The following is a 17461-nucleotide window of genomic DNA, read 5'->3' on the forward strand; positions in this document are numbered from 1 at the left end:
TGGCTGAGTTGGCCGCGCGATCACCACGGCCCGCCGTCTTCGAGGGAAAGCAGGCATCTTCCGACCGAGGAAGTGCACCGACCGACCGAAAGATGTTCGAGGCGAGGCACAGCATGGACGCTCCGACCACCACGTCGGCCGACAACGGCACGTCCGGGGGCGCGGGCGGCTGGTTCAAGCCACGCAAGCAGCCCGCTCCCGCTCCGGGCGGCGAGCCGAAGGCGGCCGAGGGGCGCCGACTGGCCGGGCTGCGGACGGTTCGGAAGTCGCCGACTTCGGCTGACGTACAGCCGTCGGATTCCGAGCCCGAGCCCGACTCCGCGCCGACCGGGGCTCCGTCGGACGTGAACGTCCCGAGGGACGGGTCGACGAACGTCCTGACGGACGGGCCGGGCGGTGTGCCTGCCGACAGTGCTACCGGCGCGACTGCCGATGCCGAAGCCACCGACGCGGCTGCGGATGCCGAGGGCGGGCCGGGGGAGTCGGGAGCCGCCGCGGAGCGAATACCGGACGGGGCGATGGCCGACTCTCCGGCGATCGCCATCCCGGGTGCGCCTGCACCAAGTGGTGCCTCCCCAAGTAGCGCCGCCCCAGGAGCCGCCTTCCCAGGCACCGCCCCCCGCACCCCTTCCCTGAGCGCCGTTTCCCCGAGCGATGCTTCCACTGAGCCGCCGCTCGCCAATCCCTCGTTCTCTGACTCCGAGTCGGCATCCCCGGAAGAGGCTCTCGTGGGGGCCGCCTCCCTCACGGCGGCCCCGGCGATCACCCACCCCCCGCTACCGAGCCTCGCGAAGCGCGTCCCCGCTCAACGGCCCGCGTCTACAGCGCCCCCGGAACGCCCCGCGCCGCAGCAGTCCGCACCCCAGCCTTACCCCCAGCCCACGCTGCCGCCTTCACTCCCCCCGACACCCGCGCCGCCATCCACACCCGCACCCACCCCGGCGCTCGCATCACAGCCCGTGCCCCCGGAGACGTTGGCCCGGCTGAGCGAGCAGCCCGGGTCCCCCGACGCCCTGCTCATCCGGCGGACCATGGCCGAGATAGGCCCGGTCGCCGACAAGGTCACCTCGTACTTCTACGCCCTGCTCTTCGTCCGTCACCCCGATCTGCGCCAGTTGTTCCCGGCCGCGATGGACGCCCAGCGGGACCGGCTGCTCAGGGCGCTGCTGACGGCGGCCGAGCACCTGGACGACCGCGCGGTCCTCGTCGACTACCTCCAGAACCTCGGACGCGGACATCGCAAGTACGGCACCAAGGCCGAGCACTACCCGGCCGTCGGCGAGTGCCTCATCGGCGCGCTGAGCCGGCACGCCGCGTCCGTGTGGGACAAGGAGACCGAGGCCGCCTGGGTGCGGGCGTACACGACGATCTCGCAGGTGATGATCGATGCCGCCGCCGCGGACGAACTGCGCGCACCGGCGTGGTGGCAGGCCGAGGTGGTCTCGCACGAGCTGCGGACGCCCGACATCGCCGTGTTCACCGTCCGCCCCGACCAGCCCTATCCCTTCCTCGCGGGCCAGTACGCCAGCCTGGAGACGCCCTGGTGGCCACGGGTCTGGCGGCACTACTCCTTCGCCTCCGCACCCCGCTCCGACGGTCTGCTCACCTTCCACGTCAAGGCGATCCCGGCGGGCTGGGTCTCCAACGCCCTGGTCCATCGCGCCCGCCCCGGCGATGTCGTCCGGCTGGGCCCTCCGGCCGGTTCCATGACCGTGGACCACACCTCGGACAGCGGACTGCTCTGCCTGGGCGGCGGCACCGGCATAGCGCCGATCAAGGCACTGGTCGAGGACGTCGCCGAGCACGGCGAGCGGCGGCCCGTGGAGGTGTTCTACGGCGCCCGCACCGACCACGACCTCTACGACATCGACACGATGCTCCGCCTCCAGCAGTCGCACCCCTGGCTCTCGGTCCGAGCGATCATCGAAGAGCAGGCACACATCCAGCTGACGGACGTCCTGCGGGAGTACGGCCCCTGGACGGAATACGACGCCTACCTCTCCGGCCCGCCCGGCATGATCCGCAGCGGTGTGAACACCCTCAGGGACATCGGCGTCCCCTCGGACCGCATACGCCACGACTCGCTGGAGGAACTGGTGGCGGCGGGCACCTGAACCGCCCTCACCCCGCCAGCCCGCCCGCAGCTCAACCCACTCAACCCACGCAGCCCACTCAGCCCAGATCTGGCGCGTGCATGGCCCGTACGCCCTCGATGTTCCCGTCGAGATAGTGCCGCAGCGACAGCGGTACGAGGTGGACGGACGCGATCCCGACCCGGGTGAACGGCACACGGACGATCTCGTACTCGCCGGCGGGCTCGTCCATCTCGGGCCCATGACGCAGCGCCGGGTCCATGGAGGCGAGGTGGCACACGAAGAAGTGCTGCACCTTCACCCCGGTCGCGCCGCCGTCCGCGCCGATGTGCTCGACGGTGTCGACGAAGCAGGGCACCACATCGGTGATCTTGGCGCCCAGTTCCTCGTACACCTCGCGGTGCAGGGCGTCGACGACGGTTGTGTCGTCCTGTTCGACCCCACCGCCGGGAGTGATCCAGTACGGATCGACGCCCGGCTTGGTGCGCTTGATCAGGATCAGGTCATCTCCGTCCAGGAGAACGGCACGCGCGGTGCGCTTGACCACGGGTCGGACGGTCATGGGAGAAATGTGGCCCGGCTGGTTCCACGTGAAACATCGCGAAGCGTCACCCTCTCTGCTCATACCGTAAACCCGGAGGAAAGCAGCCGTTCACCTCCCCCTCCTGCCCCGCCTGTCTGCCTCTCCCTCTCTCCTCTCCCGCCACTCCTCCCCCGTCACCCCCACCCCGCAGCCGCCCGCTGCAACCACTCGTGCGCCCGCGCGATGTGCGGCATCGCGAGCGTGCCGGTGCGCACCACCAGGAAGTACGTTCGCAGCGGCGGGACCGTCGGATCGTGGAGGGCGATCACCTCCCCGCGCCGCAACGCCTCCCCGCACAGATAGCGCGGCAGCACCGCCAGGCCCGCCCCCGCGGCGGCGCAGGCGAGGACGGCCCGTAGGTCCGGGACGATCACCGTGCCCGAGGCGGACGGCCGGGCGTCGAAGACAGAGGCCCAGTAGCGGGAGACGAAGGGCAGCGACTCGTGGACCTCGACGACGGGCAGGTTCTCCAGAGTGGGCGCGCCCCTGTGCCGCAGGTTCTCGGGGCCGATCCGCCCGGCCCAGCGGGGCGCGGCGACCAGGACATGCTCCTCGTCGCACAGCGTGGTCGCCGTGAGCAGCGCGCCACGTGGACGGGCGGTGCTGATGGCCAGATCGTGGTGTCCGGCGGCGAGCCCTTCGAGAGTCTCCTCGGCGGTCCCGAAGGACGTCCGCAGGGCGAGACCCTGACCGTCTTCGCCGGTCAGCTCCACGAGCGCGGGCAGCGCCCGCTCGGCGGTGAACTCCGGAGGCCCGGCGAGGTACAGCGTGCGCAGCAGGGACTCGTCGTCCAGGCCGGTCTCGGCGATCTCCACCAGGGCGTCGAGGTGCGGGGCCGCCTTGTGGGCGAGTTCGTCGCCGATGGTCGTCGGGGTCACGCCGCGGGCCTGCCGCAGGAACAGCGGTCTGCCGAGCTGCCGCTCCAGCATGCGGATCTGCGAGGTGACGGCGGGCTGGGACAGGCCCAGCAGCGCGGCGGCGCGGGTGAAGGAGCCGGCCCGGTGCACGGTCACGAACGTGCGCAGCAAGGCTAGATCCATGTCACACCTCTCCCTCCCCGCGCACCGGTCTCCCCACCCCGGGCGGGGGCCCAACTATAGAAATGCCGATAGGCCGCTGTCGCTACGGTGATTGGACACTGACTCAGAGTCAACTAGCCTTGTCCGCACGGTTCTTCGCGCGCGGAGCCGGGGACGGTCCGAGCCACGAGGGGGGAGGCTCGGACCGTCCGTGCCCTCTGAGCGACCTCGACCGGGGGAACCGCGCCGCCGCCCGCAAAGCCGAGGCCCGTCTACCCCGCCGACGCGTCCAGCGCCCCCAGGACGTCCGCGATCAGGTCCTCCGGGTCCTCCGCGCCGACCGACAGCCGGATGAAGCCCTCCGGTACCGCGTCGCCGCCCCAGCGTCCCCGGCGCTCTGCCGTGGACCGTACGCCCCCGAAGCTCGTGGCGTCCTCGACCAGTCGCAGTGACTCCAGGAACCGCTCGGCACGCGCGCGGGAGGGCAGCGTGAACGACACCACGCATCCGAAGCGCCGCATCTGCCGCGAGGCCACCGCATGGGAAGGGTCGGCCGGCAGCCCCGGGTAGCGCACGGCGAGGTCCTCGCGCCGGTCGCGCAGTGCCTCGGCGACCGCCAGCGCCGTGGCGCTCTGCCGGTCGACCCGCAACTGGAGCGTCGCGATCGACCGGTGCGCGAGCCAGGCCTCCATGGGCCCCGCGATGGCCCCGACGATCTTCCGCCAGCGCCGTACGGCCGCCATGGCCTCGGCGTCGCGGCCGGTGACGTACCCCAGCAGAAGGTCTCCGTGCCCGGTCAGCTGCTTGGTGCCGCTGGCGACCGAGAAGTCCGCGCCCAGCGCCAGGGGGCGCTGTCCGAGGGGCGTGGCGAGCGTGTTGTCGACGGCGACGAGCACCCCGCGCGCGTGGGCCGCGTCGGCGAGGCGCCGGATGTCGCACACGTCGAGCCCGGGGTTGGACGGCGTCTCGATCCACAGCAGCTTCGCGCCGTCGAGGAGACCGAGCTGGGCGTCGCCCCCGGTCGGCGCGGTCCGCACCTCGATGCCGTACGCCTCCAACTGCGCGCGCACCAGCGGCAGCACCTGGTAGCCGTCGTCCGGCAGGACGGCCACGTCGCCCGCGCGCAGCTGCGAGAAGAGGACCGCCGAGATCGCCGCCATGCCGGACGGGAAGACCAGCGCCTGTACGTCGTCCTCCCCGGGCGCCTCCAGCTCGCTCAGGGCGCGCTCCAGATGCGTCCAGGTGGGATTCTCGTCACGGCCGTAGGTGTACGGTCCGGTGGGTTCGCCCGGCAGATGGAAGTGCGCCGCGAAGACGGGACCCGGCAGGGCCGGCTCGAACGCCGTCGGTTCCGGCAGCCCGGCATGCACCGCGCGGGTGCCGTGTCCCATCGGCGTGTCTCGGCGTGTCGAAGCGGAATCACTCATGCCGCCTGCCCTTCCAGGTGTGCTCTCACAGCCGCGAGCAGCCCGTCGCTCGCGGCCTCCACCATCTCAAGGCACGCCTCGAAGCCCGCCATGCCCCCGTAGTACGGGTCCGGGACGTCGAGATCGTCGCCCGCGGTGGGGTCGTACGCGCGCAGCAGCCGCACCTTGGCGGCGTCCCCCGCGGTGGGCGCGAGACCGCGCAGCACCTTCAGATGGCCGCTGTCGAGCGCGATGACGAGATCGAGGCCGGCGAACCAGGACGCCTGGAACTGCCGCGCGGAGTGGCCGCCGCCGTAACCGTGCGCCTCCAGTACGGACACCGTGCGCGGGTCGGCGGGATCGCCCTCGTGCCAGCCGCCCGTACCGGCGCTGTCGACCACCACCCGGTCCGCCAGCCCGGCCTCCGCCACGCGCGCGCGGAAGACGGATTCGGCCATCGGCGAGCGGCAGATGTTGCCGGTACAGACGAAGCAGACGCGATAGGTCATGCCGTTCAGCCCTCGTTTCAGTCCTTGCCGGTCAGTGCTGGGTCTGCTGGGTCAGTCCTTGCCGGTCAGTCCTTGCCGGTCAGTCCCTGCCGGTCAGTCCCGGGTCAGTCCCCATCAGGAAGGATCATGTTCAGCGCCCAGGACACGATCGAGATGATCAGGCCGCCCAGGACGGCCGTCCAGAAGCCGTCCACCTGGAAACTCAGGTCGAGCTTGTCGGCCAGCCACGAGGTCAGCAGCAGCATCAGGGCGTTCACGATCAGGGTGAACAGGCCCAGCGTGAGGATCAGCAGCGGCAGGCTCAGCAACTGCACGAGCGGCTTCACGATGAAGTTCACCACACCGAAGATCAGCGCGACCACCAGCAGCGTGCCGACCTTCTTGCCCGTGCTGTCCCCGGTGAGCGTGATCTTGTCGAGCAGCCACACGGCGACCGCCAGGGCGCCCGCGTTGGCGATCGTCTTGACTACGAAATTCTTCATGTGTCTGATCGTGGCAGACCAGATCGGCTACGAGCACGGGCGTGAGGGCGACAATACGATGAAGGCATTCCGGCTGGACGAACTGGAGGCGGAGCGTGCCGCCAATGACGGCGCATACCTCCAGTTCCTTCGCGAGCGGAACATGTCGGCCGGCCTGTACGCGCTCGACGCGGGCCAGCAGGACCCGCAGCAGCCGCACCAACAGGACGAGGTCTACTTCGTGGTCAGCGGCCGGGCCGCGATCACCGTCGGCATGGAGACCACCCAGGTCGCGCGCGGCAGCGTGGTGTACGTCCCGGCGGGCGTGGCACACAAGTTCCACCACATCAGCGAGGACCTGCGGGTACTGGTGATCTTCTCGCCGCCGGAGAGCTGAGCCAGGGCGGTGGGATCGGCTTCCCGGCGACGGGAGCGGGTCCCCCTCGGAGACGCGAGCGGGGTCCCACGGAGAGGCGAGCGGGTCCCACGGCGGCGGGCAGCCCCCGCCCCCTGGGGCCACACCCGCACATCTCCGCCGCAGAAACGACCCGCCGCCCCCGGATTCCCTAGGGGACCGGTCAGGGGAGGACAAGGGACGCGAGACCCCCGTACGCGTCCCCGGCGTCCTAGCATCGAAGGCAGAACATCACACGACCTGTCGGCCGGGCGGGCACAACGGGCCCGGCACGGCCGACGGGTGGAGAGACAAGGACAAGAGCGATGCGAGAGATCTTCGCGGGACTGCCGTGGTGGGTGAAGTGGATCGCGGTGCCGGTCATCGCTCTGGTCGTCTTCGGCGGCCTGATAGCGAGCGTGCTGGGCTTCGTGATCGGCCTGCTCTTCAAGCTGCTGGTCTTGGTGGCCCTGGTCGGCGGACTGATCTACGTCGTACGGAAGTTCACCTCCAGTTCCTCGTCGCGCGGCGACTGGTGAGCGCGGAGGGGCTACCGACGGCCCGGTGACGTATGTCACGGGTCCCTCGGGCGAGGGAAGTTTCCCGGACGCGGCGCCTTCCGGCCAGGGTGGACAGTTAAAGTCCGGAACCCGCCGCGGCAGCATTCGCCACCGGCGCACCCCCTCCTCCCTCCCGTGTCCCCGCACGGGCCGCCCCCTCGCGCTCCGGGAGCCACCCTTGGCCACGGTAGACACCCCCTCCGCCGCTACCGGCGCATCCGCTGTGCCCCGCGCACACACCTCATCGGCCCGGTCCCTCCCCGTGCCGGCCCTTCGGGTACGACCCCCCGAGCAGCCCATCCCGCCAGGCGCCCGCCCGGTGCGCCCCCGCCCGCTGCCGCCCCCGGTACGGCAACCGCACCGGTCGCCCGCGGAACCGGCGGGCAGCCGCCCGCAGCAGCCACAGCCCTCGACCCTCATCGGCTCCGTGCAGCGCGCGATGCGGCTCCTGGAGAGCGTCGCCGAGCACGAGCACGGCGCCCCGGCCAAGCAACTGGCCCGTGAGACCGGCCTGGCCCTGCCCACCGCCTACCACCTGCTGCGCACCCTGAGCCACGAGGGATACCTGCGCCGGGACAAGGGACTGTTCTTCCTCGGCGAGGCCGCCGAGCGGCTCAGCGGCAGCGCGGCACGGCAGAAACGTCGCAGCACGATCGTCGAGGCGCTCGCACATTGGCGGGATTCGATCGGTGCGCCCGTGTACTACGCCATGTACCGCGGGGGCGAGATCGAGATCAGCTGTGTCTCCGACACCCCGGGCAACCCGGCGGTTCAGGAATGGGCCGACTTCCGTGAGACCGCCCACGCGCACGCGATCGGACAGTGCCTGCTCTCCCAGCTCGGCGAGGACGCCCGCCGTGACCACCTCGACCGTTACCCCGTCCGGGCCATCACCCCGTACACCGTGCGTGACGAAGACGCCCTGCTGCGCCGCCTGGAACGGACGGGGCGGATGGCGCCGGTCGTCGAGCGCCAGGAGTACGCGCTGGGCGCGGTGTGCGCCGCGATCCCCATCACGGTCGGCAGCACGGCGGCGACGATCGCCCTCTCGCTGCCCGCCCAGCAGGCCGACCGGCTGCTGCCCGCCACTCGTCAACTCCAGGACGAGATCGGTCGCCTGCTCGGGTCACTTGCGATCTCTATCAGTATCTGAAAACTCACTCCTTGTGATCTGCTGTGTACGTTCAGCAAGATGCCAAGAAATGTCGGGGTACATTCCCGGCCAGTCCACCGGTACATGGCGGGATAGGCGATGCGCGAATCCGTACAGACAGTTCAAGCAGAGGTCATGATGAGCTTTCTCGTCTCCGAGGAACTGTCATTCCGTATCCCGGTGGAGTTGCGCTACGAGGCCCCTGATCCCTATGCCGTGCGGTTGACCTTCCATCTGCCCGGGGACGCGCCCGTGACCTGGGCCTTCGGACGGGAGCTGCTGGTCGACGGGATCGCGGGACCCTGCGGCGAGGGCGATGTGCATGTGGCACCGGCCGAGGCCGACACGCTGGGCGAGATCCTGATCCGGCTTCAGGTCGGCAGCGACCAGGCCCTGTTCCGCTGCTCGGCGGCACCGCTCGTGGCGTTCCTCGACCGCACGGACAAACTGGTCCCGCTCGGCCAGGAGGGCGCGCTCGCCGACTTCGACGCCCACCTCGACGAGGCGCTGGACCGCATCCTGGCCGAGGAACAGAGCGCGGGCTGAGCCGTCCACCGATCGAGGCGGCGTAACGCTTCCTCAGTCGGCGGGCGGTGGGCCCACGTGGGGGTGGGGCGGGGTTCGGGAGGCATGCAGTAACGGTTCCCTGCGGAGGCCCCTGGGACCCGGGGTCCGGAGGCCCCTGGGCCCCGGATCCCAGGGGCCTCCAGACACCGGCGTCCTTCCTGCGCGGGCTTCCCTCTCCCCGGCCGGGTCCCTCAGCGCTTCCGCCGTCGCCCCCGTCCGCTGCGGCCGAGGGCGGCCGGAGTGCGTACACCCGCGGGTGCCGAACCCTCTCCGGACGGTCCCGGTGTTGCCGCCGACCCCATGGGTCCCGCGGGCACCGCCTGTCCCACCGGCTGCCGTCCCGTCGCCGGGCGGTCGGCCGAGACGACGAGGGCCGCGAGGGCGGTGGTCACCGGCACCGAGGCGACCAGCCCGATCGAACCGACCAGCGTCCGCACGATCTCCGCCGCCACCAGTTCACTGTTCGCGACCGTCCCCACGCTGCTCTGCGCGATCGAGAAGAGCAGCAGCAGGGGGAGCGCGGCGCCCGCGTAGGCGAGGACGAGGGTGTTGACCACCGAGGCGATGTGGTCGCGCCCGATGCGGATACCGGCCCGGTACAGCCCCTTCCAGCCCATCGTGGGATTGGCCTCGTGCAGCTCCCAGACCGCCGAGGTCTGGGTGACCGTCACATCGTCGAGCACGCCGAGCGACCCGATGATCACCCCGGCCAGCAGCAGACCGCTCATGTCGATCGACGGATACAGGCCGTGGATCAGGCCGGTGTTGTCGTCCGTGTTCCCGGTGAGCGCGGCCCAGCCGATGAACAGCGAGCCGAGGACACCGATCAGCAGCAGCGAGATCAGCGTGCCGAGCACCGCCACCGAGGTTCTCGCCGACAGCCCATGGCACAGATACAACGCGATCAGCATGATCGCACTCGCCCCGACCACGGCCACGACCAGCGGGTTCGAGCCCTGAAGGATGGCGGGCAGGATGAAGAAGTTGAGGATCAGGAAACTCATCGCCAGCGCCACCAGCGCCATCAGACCGCGCAGCCGTCCGACGACCACCACGGCGAGCGCGAAGATCCCGGCGAGCAGCGCCATCGGGACCTGCCGGTTGACGTCCGCCACCGAGTACTGGAGATCAGCGGGGGCGGAGGGCTCGTACGCGACGATGACCTTCTGGTCCTGCTCCAGCTGACGGGTCTGATCGGGCTGCACGATCTCCGTGAACGTACGGCCCTTGTCCGTGCCGGTGTCGACCCGGATCGTCGCCCGCTTGCAGGTGCCGTTCGCCTGCTGCACGGCAGAGGAGCCCTCGGCGGTGGAGGTGTCGCCGGTCGGTGTGCCGCCGGAGGCGTTCACCGAGGCGCAGTCCACCTGCTCGACCTGGGTGACCGTGGCCTCCTGGGTCTGCCGGTCGAACCCGACACCGGTCCGCTCGTGCGCCGGCGCGCCACCGGGCCACAGCACGGCCAGCCCGACCAGCACGGCCACGCCGAACGGTACGAGGATGGCCGCGATGATCTTCCGCAGATGGACGGAGACGGGGGCGGCGGGGCCGTGACTGTGGCTGTGACCGTGCCCGCCCCCGTGCCCTCCTCCACCGGGTCCGTGCCCGTGCCCGTGTTCGTCGCCCGGCCCGTCGCCGTGTCCCTGGCCCGGCGGTCCGTGGCCGGCGTCGGGACGATTGCCCGGCTCGTTTCCCTGAGGGCCGGGGCCGACCCCGTAGTCCCGGCCGTACTCACCACCGGGTCCATGGCCGTGTCCGTGGCCGTGACCACCCTGGCTGTGCCCCGTCCCTTGCCCGGCCCCCGTGTTCGGACCGTACGAGCCGTGCATCGGTCCCGACCCGATGCCCTGCCCCGGAAGCGCACCGGGATCCTGCACGTGAGGAGAACCACCCGAGCCACGCCCTTGCCGGCTGGACAGAGCCTGCCCCCCGGGACGAGGCACCTGCCCGCCAGACATCCCCCCCGGCCGCTCGCCAGCCGCACTCCCCGGCCCAGAACGCGCCCCGAGGCGACGCACGGAACCGGTCTCATAGTCCGGCCCCGCGTGGGGGTCGGCCCCGGTACCGGAGCCGGGACCGGCAGCAGAGCCGACGCCGGGACCAGAGCCGACGCCGGGACCAGAGCCGACGCCGGGACCAGAGCCGGCGCCGGAAGGGCCGCCCGGTCCGCGGGGCGGGTCGGGCGGGGCGAAAGGGGGATCCTGCGGTGTGGTCACCGACCGATCATCGCAAGAACGGCAGGGGCCCTCTGTTCACCGCGCCCGAATTGACGCTAGCGTGGAGGCACCTTTGTACACGCGGGAGCTCGGAGCACCGGGCTGAGAGGGCGCTGACCTTCGTCTTCGCGATGTTTCACGTGGAACATCAGCCACCACAGGTGATGGATCCGATGGAACGTCGGCGGACGGAAATCGCTGCGTCGACCGCCGAACCTGTTACCGGGTAATGCCGGCGTAGGGAGTAGGTCTCATGACCATCAAGGACACACGCACGCCTGCCTCCCCGCAGACCTCCAGCGACGCGGAGAAATCCACACACGGGAACCCCGGCACCAACGGGGTCTCCGGCGAAGGGGAGACCGGGAAGTCCATCGGCTGGCACAAGGCGTACGTCGAGGGCTCGCGCCCCGATCTGCGCGTGCCGGTCCGCCAGGTGCACCTCACCAACGGGCAGTCGGTCACCGTGTACGACACATCGGGCCCGTACACCGATCCGCTCGCCGAGACCGACGTCCGCAGGGGGCTCGCTCCGCTGCGGGAGAACTGGATCATCGCGCGCGGAGACACCGAGGAGTACGCGGGCCGTCCCGTCCGTCCCGAGGACGACGGCCTCAAGCACACCTCGCCGCGTGGTGGGCTGCGCAACCTCGACGCGGTCTTCCCCGGCCGCCCCCGCCAGCCACGTCGCAGCCGCGACTCAGGCGCGGTCACCCAGCTCGCCTATGCCCGCCGGGGCGAGATCACACCCGAGATGGAGTTCGTGGCGATCCGGGAGAACGTCTCGCCCGAGGTCGTACGCGAGGAGATCGCGGCGGGACGGGCCGTGCTGCCCGCCAACATCAACCACCCGGAGATCGAGCCGATGATCATCGGTAAACGGTTCCTGGTGAAGGTCAACGCCAACATCGGCAACTCCGCGGTCACCTCCTCCATCGAGGAGGAGGTCGAGAAGATGACCTGGGCGACCCGCTGGGGCGCCGACACGGTCATGGACCTTTCCACCGGCCGCAACATCCACACCACCCGTGAATGGGTGCTGCGCAACTCCCCCGTCCCCATCGGCACGGTCCCCCTCTACCAGGCCCTGGAGAAGGTCGACGGCCGGGCCGAGGAACTGACCTGGGAGATCTACAAGGACACCGTCATCGAGCAGGCCGAGCAGGGCGTGGACTACATGACCGTCCACGCGGGCGTGCGGCTGCCGTACGTGCCGCTCACCGCCAACCGCAAGACCGGCATCGTCTCGCGCGGCGGCTCGATCATGGCGGCCTGGTGCCTGGCCCACCACAAAGAATCGTTCCTGTACGAGAACTTCGAGGAACTCTGCGAGATCCTCGCCGCCTACGACATCACCTACTCGCTGGGTGACGGTCTACGGCCGGGCTCGATCGCGGACGCCAACGACGAAGCGCAGTTCGCGGAGTTGGGCACGCTCGGGGAACTCAACCGGATCGCGAAGCGTTTTGATGTACAGACGATGATCGAAGGCCCGGGACACGTCCCGATGCACAAGATCAAGGAGAACATCGACCTTCAGCAGGAGATCTGTGATGAAGCTCCGTTCTATACGCTCGGCCCGCTGACGACGGACGTCGCGCCGGCGTACGACCACATCACCTCCGGTATCGGTGCCGCGATGATCGCCTGGTGGGGCACGGCCATGCTCTGCTATGTCACGCCCAAGGAACACCTGGGCCTGCCCAACCGTGACGACGTCAAGACCGGCGTCATCACCTACAAGATCGCCGCCCACGCAGCCGACCTCGCCAAGGGGCACCCCGGAGCACAGGACTGGGACGACGCGCTGTCCGACGCCCGCTTCGAATTCCGCTGGGAGGACCAGTTCAATCTGGCCCTCGACCCGGACACGGCCCGTGAGTTCCACGACGAGACCCTGCCGGCAGAACCCGCCAAGACGGCCCACTTCTGCTCCATGTGCGGCCCGAAGTTCTGCAGCATGAAGATCTCACAGGACATCCGCCGCGAACACGGCGGCACCAAAGCGGAGATCGAGGAGGGCATGGCCCAGAAGTCCCAGGAATTCGCGGCGGCCGGCAACCGGGTGTACCTGCCCCTCGCCGACTGACCTTCCGTGACACGGTGCCCACGGACCGGTGACCGTGGGCACCTCGGACGGCTACCCGTCGTCCGGTTCCCCGCGGAAGCGGCGGGAGAGTTGTGGGAGAGATACGGGCGAGGGGGCGTCAGGGCTTCGGGGCGTCGGCAGACTGGGGGAATGACATCGAGTTCGCTGAGCAAGGGTGCCAACCTTCCGGTCGACTCCGCCGAGGTGCGGGTCGAGCTGTGCTGGTCCGGGGGGCCCGGTGTGCCGGATGTGGACGCGTCCGCGCTGCTGCTCACCGCGGCGGGGAGGGTGCGGGACGACGTCGACTTCGTCTTCTACAACCAGCCGCAGCACGCCTCCGGCGCCGTGACCCACCTCGGGAAGCGGCAGGCGGAGCCGGGCATGACGGACACGGTCGGGGTACGCCTCGGCGAGCTGGAGCCGGGGGTCGAGCGGGTCGTGCTGTGCGCCTCGGCCGACGGCGGGACCTTCGGGCAGGTGCCGGGGCTGACCCTGCGGCTGCTGGACGCCGGGACGTCGGCGGAGCTGGCCCGGTTCGAGATGGCGGCGACGACCGAGACCGCGTTCATCGGCGGTGAGCTGTACCGGCGGCAGGGGCGATGGAAGTTCCGTGCGGTGGGGCAGGGGTACGACTCCGGTCTCGCCGGGCTGGCGACGGACTTCGGGATCAGAGTCGATGAGGAGGAGCAGTCGGCCGCCGCGGACGTGCCGGCGGCGCCTGTGAATCCGCCTTCGGCGGCTCCGGTGAGCGCGCCTCCGGCAACCCCGGTGGTCCCGCCTCCGGCGACTCCCGCGACGTCGCCTCCCCCGGCGGCGCCGGTCACGCCGAGTCCGGGTGGGCCCCGCCTCACCAAGGGTGAGGAGAAGCTGCCCGTGGACATGCGCAAGCGGCTGTCCCTGCGCAAGGAGCAGGTGGCGGTCAGTCTGCGCAAGCATGGCGCCGAGGGGGTCGTCGCACGGGTGATCCTCGTGCTCGATGCCTCCGGGTCGATGTCGTACCTGTACTCGCGCGGGGTGGTCGCCGATGTGGTCGAGCGGATGGCGGCCGTGGCGGCGCAGTTGGACGACGACGGGGAGATGCAGGCATGGACGTTCGCGTCGAACGCCGCGCGGCTGCCCGATCTGCGGCTGGGGGAGCTGCCCGAGTGGCTGCGACTGCATGTGCGGGTCGGTCAGTTGAGCCTCTTCGGGCGCAAGAAGCCGCAGCGAGGGCTTCAGCCGGGGCAGGTGGACATGCGCGCCATAGGCATCCAGAACGAGGAACAGAAGGTGATCGCCCAGATAAGAAGCTATGTCAGGGAGAATCCGGCCGCGGCACCCACGCTGGTGCTGTTCTTCTCCGACGGGGGTGTCTATCGCAACGCGCAGATCGAGAAAGAGCTGAGGGAGGCGGTGGAGGAGCCGGTCTTCTGGCAGTTCGTGGGGCTGGGGAAGTCGAACTACGGGGTGCTGGAGCGGTTCGACACCCTGACCGGCCGCCGGGTCGACAATGTCGGGTTCTTCGCTGTGGACGACATCAGCACGGTGGCCGACGCGGAGCTGTACGACCGGCTGCTGTCGGAGTTCCCGAGCTGGATCACGGCAGCGGGGCGCGCCGGGATCATGTGAGCCCCGGGGCGGGGTTCCCGAAGGCCGGAGGGGTGGGTACCTGTGAGCCGGGGGTCGGGTTCCCCGTGAGGCAGGGGGGTGGGTTCCCGTCGGCCGGAGGTTGGGCATGGGCCACTCACGCAGACGCCCCCGGCACGGACCCGTAGGGACCGTCACCGGTCGGGTGTCCCGCCTCTTCGGCAGGCATACCCGGCTCGGTTCCGGTCCTTCGGCGTCCGTGCGGGAGCGCTTGTGGACACAGAAGGCGGACTACTCCGGCTTGTGGTCCGGCCCCCCGAAGTCCGGGCTGGTGTAGTCCGGGCTGCTGAAACTCGGGCGTGAGCCCGAGGACCCGTCGCCGGGGCTGGTGAAGCCGGGGCGGTCGTAGCCCAGGTGCGGCATGCGGCCGGTCGGCGCGGACGGCGTCGTACCGTACAGGGCGGCCGGGCCGGGGCCGGCGAGCGCGTCGCGCAGGAACGGCATGACGCCGCGCTCCAGGAGCGCTTCGCGCCAGGCTTCCCTGGCCAGTGCCACCTCCCCGTTCGGTTCGCCGTAGGCGCCGCTCTCCCGGGACGGCCGGTTGCGCAGTGCGGTGATCAGCAGTCCGACGGCGGCGACCAGGATCGCCACGGCGGTGATGGCACCGAACACCCAGCCCGTGGTGAGCAGGGTCTCGCCGAACGTCAGATCGGGCGCGACCATCCTCAGGAGGTAGCCGACCAGCAGAAATATCGCCGCGGCCGTGCCGGCGAGGACGGGAGCCAGGACCGCGACGACGGCGACGGCACCCGCGCCGGCCGGTTCGGCGACCTCTCCCATGGTGGCGGCGAGCCCCACCGAGCCCGGACCCGACTCGGTGGAGCCGGAGCCGCGGACGGACGACGGGGTGGGCGCCGGGTGGCGCAGTTCCTCACGGACCTTCACATAGTGCTGGTACTCGGTTGCCGCGGCGGCCGTGATCAGAGACGTGGCGTTGAGTGCCATGGTGCGCAGTTGTTCCGGGTTGAGCCGCTGGCCGACCGCGGCCAGCTCCGGACGGTGTGGTGCGGAGCGCAGCGCCTCATCGAGGATCCGCTCGTACTCTTGGCGGTCCTCGCTCAGCAGGTGCTGCGGAACGCTGTTCATGTGCATCCCCCGATGCTCCGTAGGGCTTGGGGCTCGCATGCGGACGAGCCGTCGGGCAGAAACGGAGGGGAGCCTGCTACGGATAAGCCGATGGTAGAGCGGTGACGGCACACGGTGACAGGGGGTTTACCGAAATTGCCTGGTGTTCTGCGCCCTGGTTCGCGGTTCCGGTGGGGCCTGAAGCGAGGGCAGGGGAGGGGTCGCCTGCCCCGGAATCGCTCAGGTATGCATCGGGCAGGGGTCAGACATCCAGGGGAAGTTGCTGCACCAGCAGCTTCCCGGCCATGGTCACTCCGCCGTCCATGGCGATGGCGAGCCCGCCGGCGTACAGATGCGGCCCCTCGACCGTCGGCCCGGCACTGTCCTCGCCCTCCTCGGAGCCGACCTCGCCGAGCAGATACGGAATCGGGCTGTGACCGTGAACGATCCGGGTGCCGCCGTACGTATCGAGGAGTGAGCGCACGGCGTCGGCGCCGCCCTCGTCGCGGAAGGAGAAGCGCTTGGTGAACTTGCGGAAGAGGTCCCAGACTTCGTCCGGATCGTTGCGGGTGAGGGTCTCGCGGACGGTGTCATTGACTTCTTCGATGGACCGGCCGTAGTCGAGGTAGGCGGTGGTGTCGGAGTGGACGAGCAGATGGCTGTCGACCTCTTCGACCGCGTCCAGGCGGGCCATCCACTGGAGGTGATGGTCCTGGAGGCGGTCCATGTCGGACTTCTGGCCGCCATTGAGCAGCCAGGCGGCCTGGAAGGTGGCCGTGCCCGCGCCGGAGTTGACAGGGGTGTCGCCGAACCGCTTGGCACCGATGAGCAGCAGTTCGTGATTGCCCATCAGCGCCTTGCAGTAGCCGCCCGCCGCCGCGGCCTCGGCGGACAGCCGCATCACCAGGTCGATGACACCGATGCCGTCGGGGCCGCGATCGGTGAAGTCGCCGAGGAACCACAGCCGGGTGGTGCCCGCGCACCACTGCCCGGCGTCGTCGATCAGGCCCTTGTCCTGGAGAGCGGCGACGAGTTCGTCGAGGTAGCCGTGTACGTCGCCGACGACGTAGAGCGGGCCGGGGCCGAGGTCGGGAGGTGCGGCGGGCCCGGGGTCCGCGGCCGGATCGACGGTCATCTGGAGAGTGTCCCCCCGCCTGATGACCGGCAGGTCACGCTGGGTCGGCGTGTACCCCTCGGGTTCTTCGACGGGTTGGGGGACGGGCCCGCCGGCGCCGGGGCCGGCGGCTTCACCGGGGTGTGTGCTGGGGGCGTACGGGCCGGCCTCATGGACGTACGCGGGCACCCGGAAGTCGCGCAACGTCGCCGTCCGCTCCACCTCGGGTCCCTGACCGGCCCCCTGAGTCATCGACCCCTCCACCATCGCCGCCTGTGCACCGCCTCGGACTGCCTGGTCGCAGCGGCCCGCGGTGCCGTGGGCCCATCATAGGAATGCGGATCGTGCCATGTGATGACCCAGGGGTGGTGAATCGGGCCAAGACTCCTGTTCACCGCGGCTTTCGCCCCGATTGGGCCGGGCTTTGCCCGCCCTCCGCGGGGCGCCACTGCCACCGACCGGATGACACCGACCCGCCGGGACAACGGGGCCACGGCCACCAATGGGGTCACACCGGCCCGCCGGGACGGCAGTGCCACGGCCACCGACGGGGTCATGCCGACCCGCCGGGACAACGGGGCCACGGTCGTCGACGGGTCCGTGTCGGTA

The 17461-nt window shown here is 70.5% G+C and carries 15 protein-coding genes and 1 riboswitch; of the genes, 7 read left to right on the forward strand and 8 right to left on the reverse strand.

Annotated elements, in window-relative coordinates:
- The first annotated feature begins 518 nt into the window (after positions 1-518).
- Positions 519-2114, forward strand: a complete 1596-nt coding sequence (locus tag ACFXAZ_RS12500) for a globin domain-containing protein (RefSeq protein ID WP_384588615.1) — start codon at positions 519-521, stop codon at positions 2112-2114.
- Between the two features lie 58 nt (positions 2115-2172).
- On the opposite strand, the gene ACFXAZ_RS12505 is transcribed toward ACFXAZ_RS12500, so the two are convergent.
- The 5 genes from ACFXAZ_RS12505 to ACFXAZ_RS12525 all read right to left on the reverse strand — a co-directional run bounded on the left by ACFXAZ_RS12505 (position 2173) and on the right by ACFXAZ_RS12525 (position 6092).
- Positions 2173-2655 (reverse strand): NUDIX domain-containing protein, encoded by a 483-nt coding sequence (locus ACFXAZ_RS12505; protein WP_382682539.1) that lies wholly within the window; start codon positions 2653-2655, stop codon positions 2173-2175.
- A 155-nt stretch (positions 2656-2810) separates the two neighbouring features.
- Complete coding sequence (locus tag ACFXAZ_RS12510) at positions 2811-3716, reverse strand: LysR family transcriptional regulator (RefSeq protein ID WP_384588519.1); 906 nt, start codon at positions 3714-3716, stop codon at positions 2811-2813.
- Between the two features lie 251 nt (positions 3717-3967).
- Complete coding sequence (locus tag ACFXAZ_RS12515) at positions 3968-5122, reverse strand: cystathionine gamma-lyase (protein ID WP_384588522.1); 1155 nt, start codon at positions 5120-5122, stop codon at positions 3968-3970.
- Positions 5119-5610 (reverse strand): low molecular weight protein-tyrosine-phosphatase, encoded by a 492-nt coding sequence (locus ACFXAZ_RS12520; protein ID WP_384588525.1) that lies wholly within the window; start codon positions 5608-5610, stop codon positions 5119-5121. Before ACFXAZ_RS12520 ends, ACFXAZ_RS12515 begins: the two co-directional genes overlap by 4 nt.
- Before the next feature lie 104 nt (positions 5611-5714).
- Positions 5715-6092: a phage holin family protein gene (locus tag ACFXAZ_RS12525; RefSeq protein ID WP_384588529.1), complete on the reverse strand. Its 378-nt coding sequence runs from the start codon at positions 6090-6092 to the stop codon at positions 5715-5717.
- A 58-nt stretch (positions 6093-6150) separates the two neighbouring features.
- Between ACFXAZ_RS12525 and ACFXAZ_RS12530 the strand changes: the two genes are divergently transcribed.
- From ACFXAZ_RS12530 to ACFXAZ_RS12545, 4 genes are all read left to right on the forward strand, one after another.
- Entirely contained in the window at positions 6151-6468 is a 318-nt protein-coding gene (locus tag ACFXAZ_RS12530) for a cupin domain-containing protein (RefSeq protein ID WP_382682876.1), read from the forward strand.
- 323 nt (positions 6469-6791) lie between these two features.
- On the forward strand, positions 6792-7004 hold the full coding sequence (locus ACFXAZ_RS12535; protein WP_384588532.1) for a DUF5326 family protein: 213 nt from the start codon (positions 6792-6794) through the stop codon (positions 7002-7004).
- A gap of 439 nt (positions 7005-7443) precedes the next feature.
- Complete coding sequence (locus ACFXAZ_RS12540) at positions 7444-8178, forward strand: IclR family transcriptional regulator (RefSeq protein ID WP_384588618.1); 735 nt, start codon at positions 7444-7446, stop codon at positions 8176-8178.
- A gap of 99 nt (positions 8179-8277) precedes the next feature.
- On the forward strand, positions 8278-8724 hold the full coding sequence (locus ACFXAZ_RS12545; protein WP_384588535.1) for an SsgA family sporulation/cell division regulator: 447 nt from the start codon (positions 8278-8280) through the stop codon (positions 8722-8724).
- A 212-nt stretch (positions 8725-8936) separates the two neighbouring features.
- Here the strand turns inward: ACFXAZ_RS12545 and ACFXAZ_RS12550 are convergent, their stop codons facing one another.
- Positions 8937-10571, reverse strand: coding sequence for a YibE/F family protein (locus tag ACFXAZ_RS12550; protein WP_384588538.1), 1635 nt, complete (start codon positions 10569-10571; stop codon positions 8937-8939).
- Positions 10572-11029: 458 nt separating this feature from the next.
- Positions 11030-11219: riboswitch (TPP riboswitch) on the forward strand.
- Here ACFXAZ_RS12550 and thiC point away from each other — a divergent pair.
- On the forward strand, positions 11212-13047 hold the full coding sequence (gene thiC / locus ACFXAZ_RS12555) for a phosphomethylpyrimidine synthase ThiC (RefSeq protein WP_384588541.1): 1836 nt from the start codon (positions 11212-11214) through the stop codon (positions 13045-13047). It overlaps the preceding riboswitch by 8 nt.
- Positions 13048-13197: 150 nt before the next feature.
- Entirely contained in the window at positions 13198-14655 is a 1458-nt protein-coding gene (locus ACFXAZ_RS12560) for a VWA domain-containing protein (RefSeq protein WP_384588544.1), read from the forward strand.
- Positions 14656-14904: 249 nt separating this feature from the next.
- Here ACFXAZ_RS12560 and ACFXAZ_RS12565 read toward each other — a convergent pair whose 3' ends face one another.
- Positions 14905-15765, reverse strand: a complete 861-nt coding sequence (locus ACFXAZ_RS12565) for a hypothetical protein (protein WP_384588547.1) — start codon at positions 15763-15765, stop codon at positions 14905-14907.
- Positions 15766-16000: 235 nt separating this feature from the next.
- Positions 16001-17119: a metallophosphoesterase family protein gene (locus ACFXAZ_RS12570; protein WP_384588551.1), complete on the reverse strand. Its 1119-nt coding sequence runs from the start codon at positions 17117-17119 to the stop codon at positions 16001-16003.
- Positions 17120-17461 lie beyond the last annotated feature (342 nt).

It is taken from the genome of Streptomyces sp. NPDC059477 (assembly GCF_042749375.1).
Taxonomy (GTDB): Bacteria; Actinomycetota; Actinomycetes; order Streptomycetales; family Streptomycetaceae; genus Streptomyces.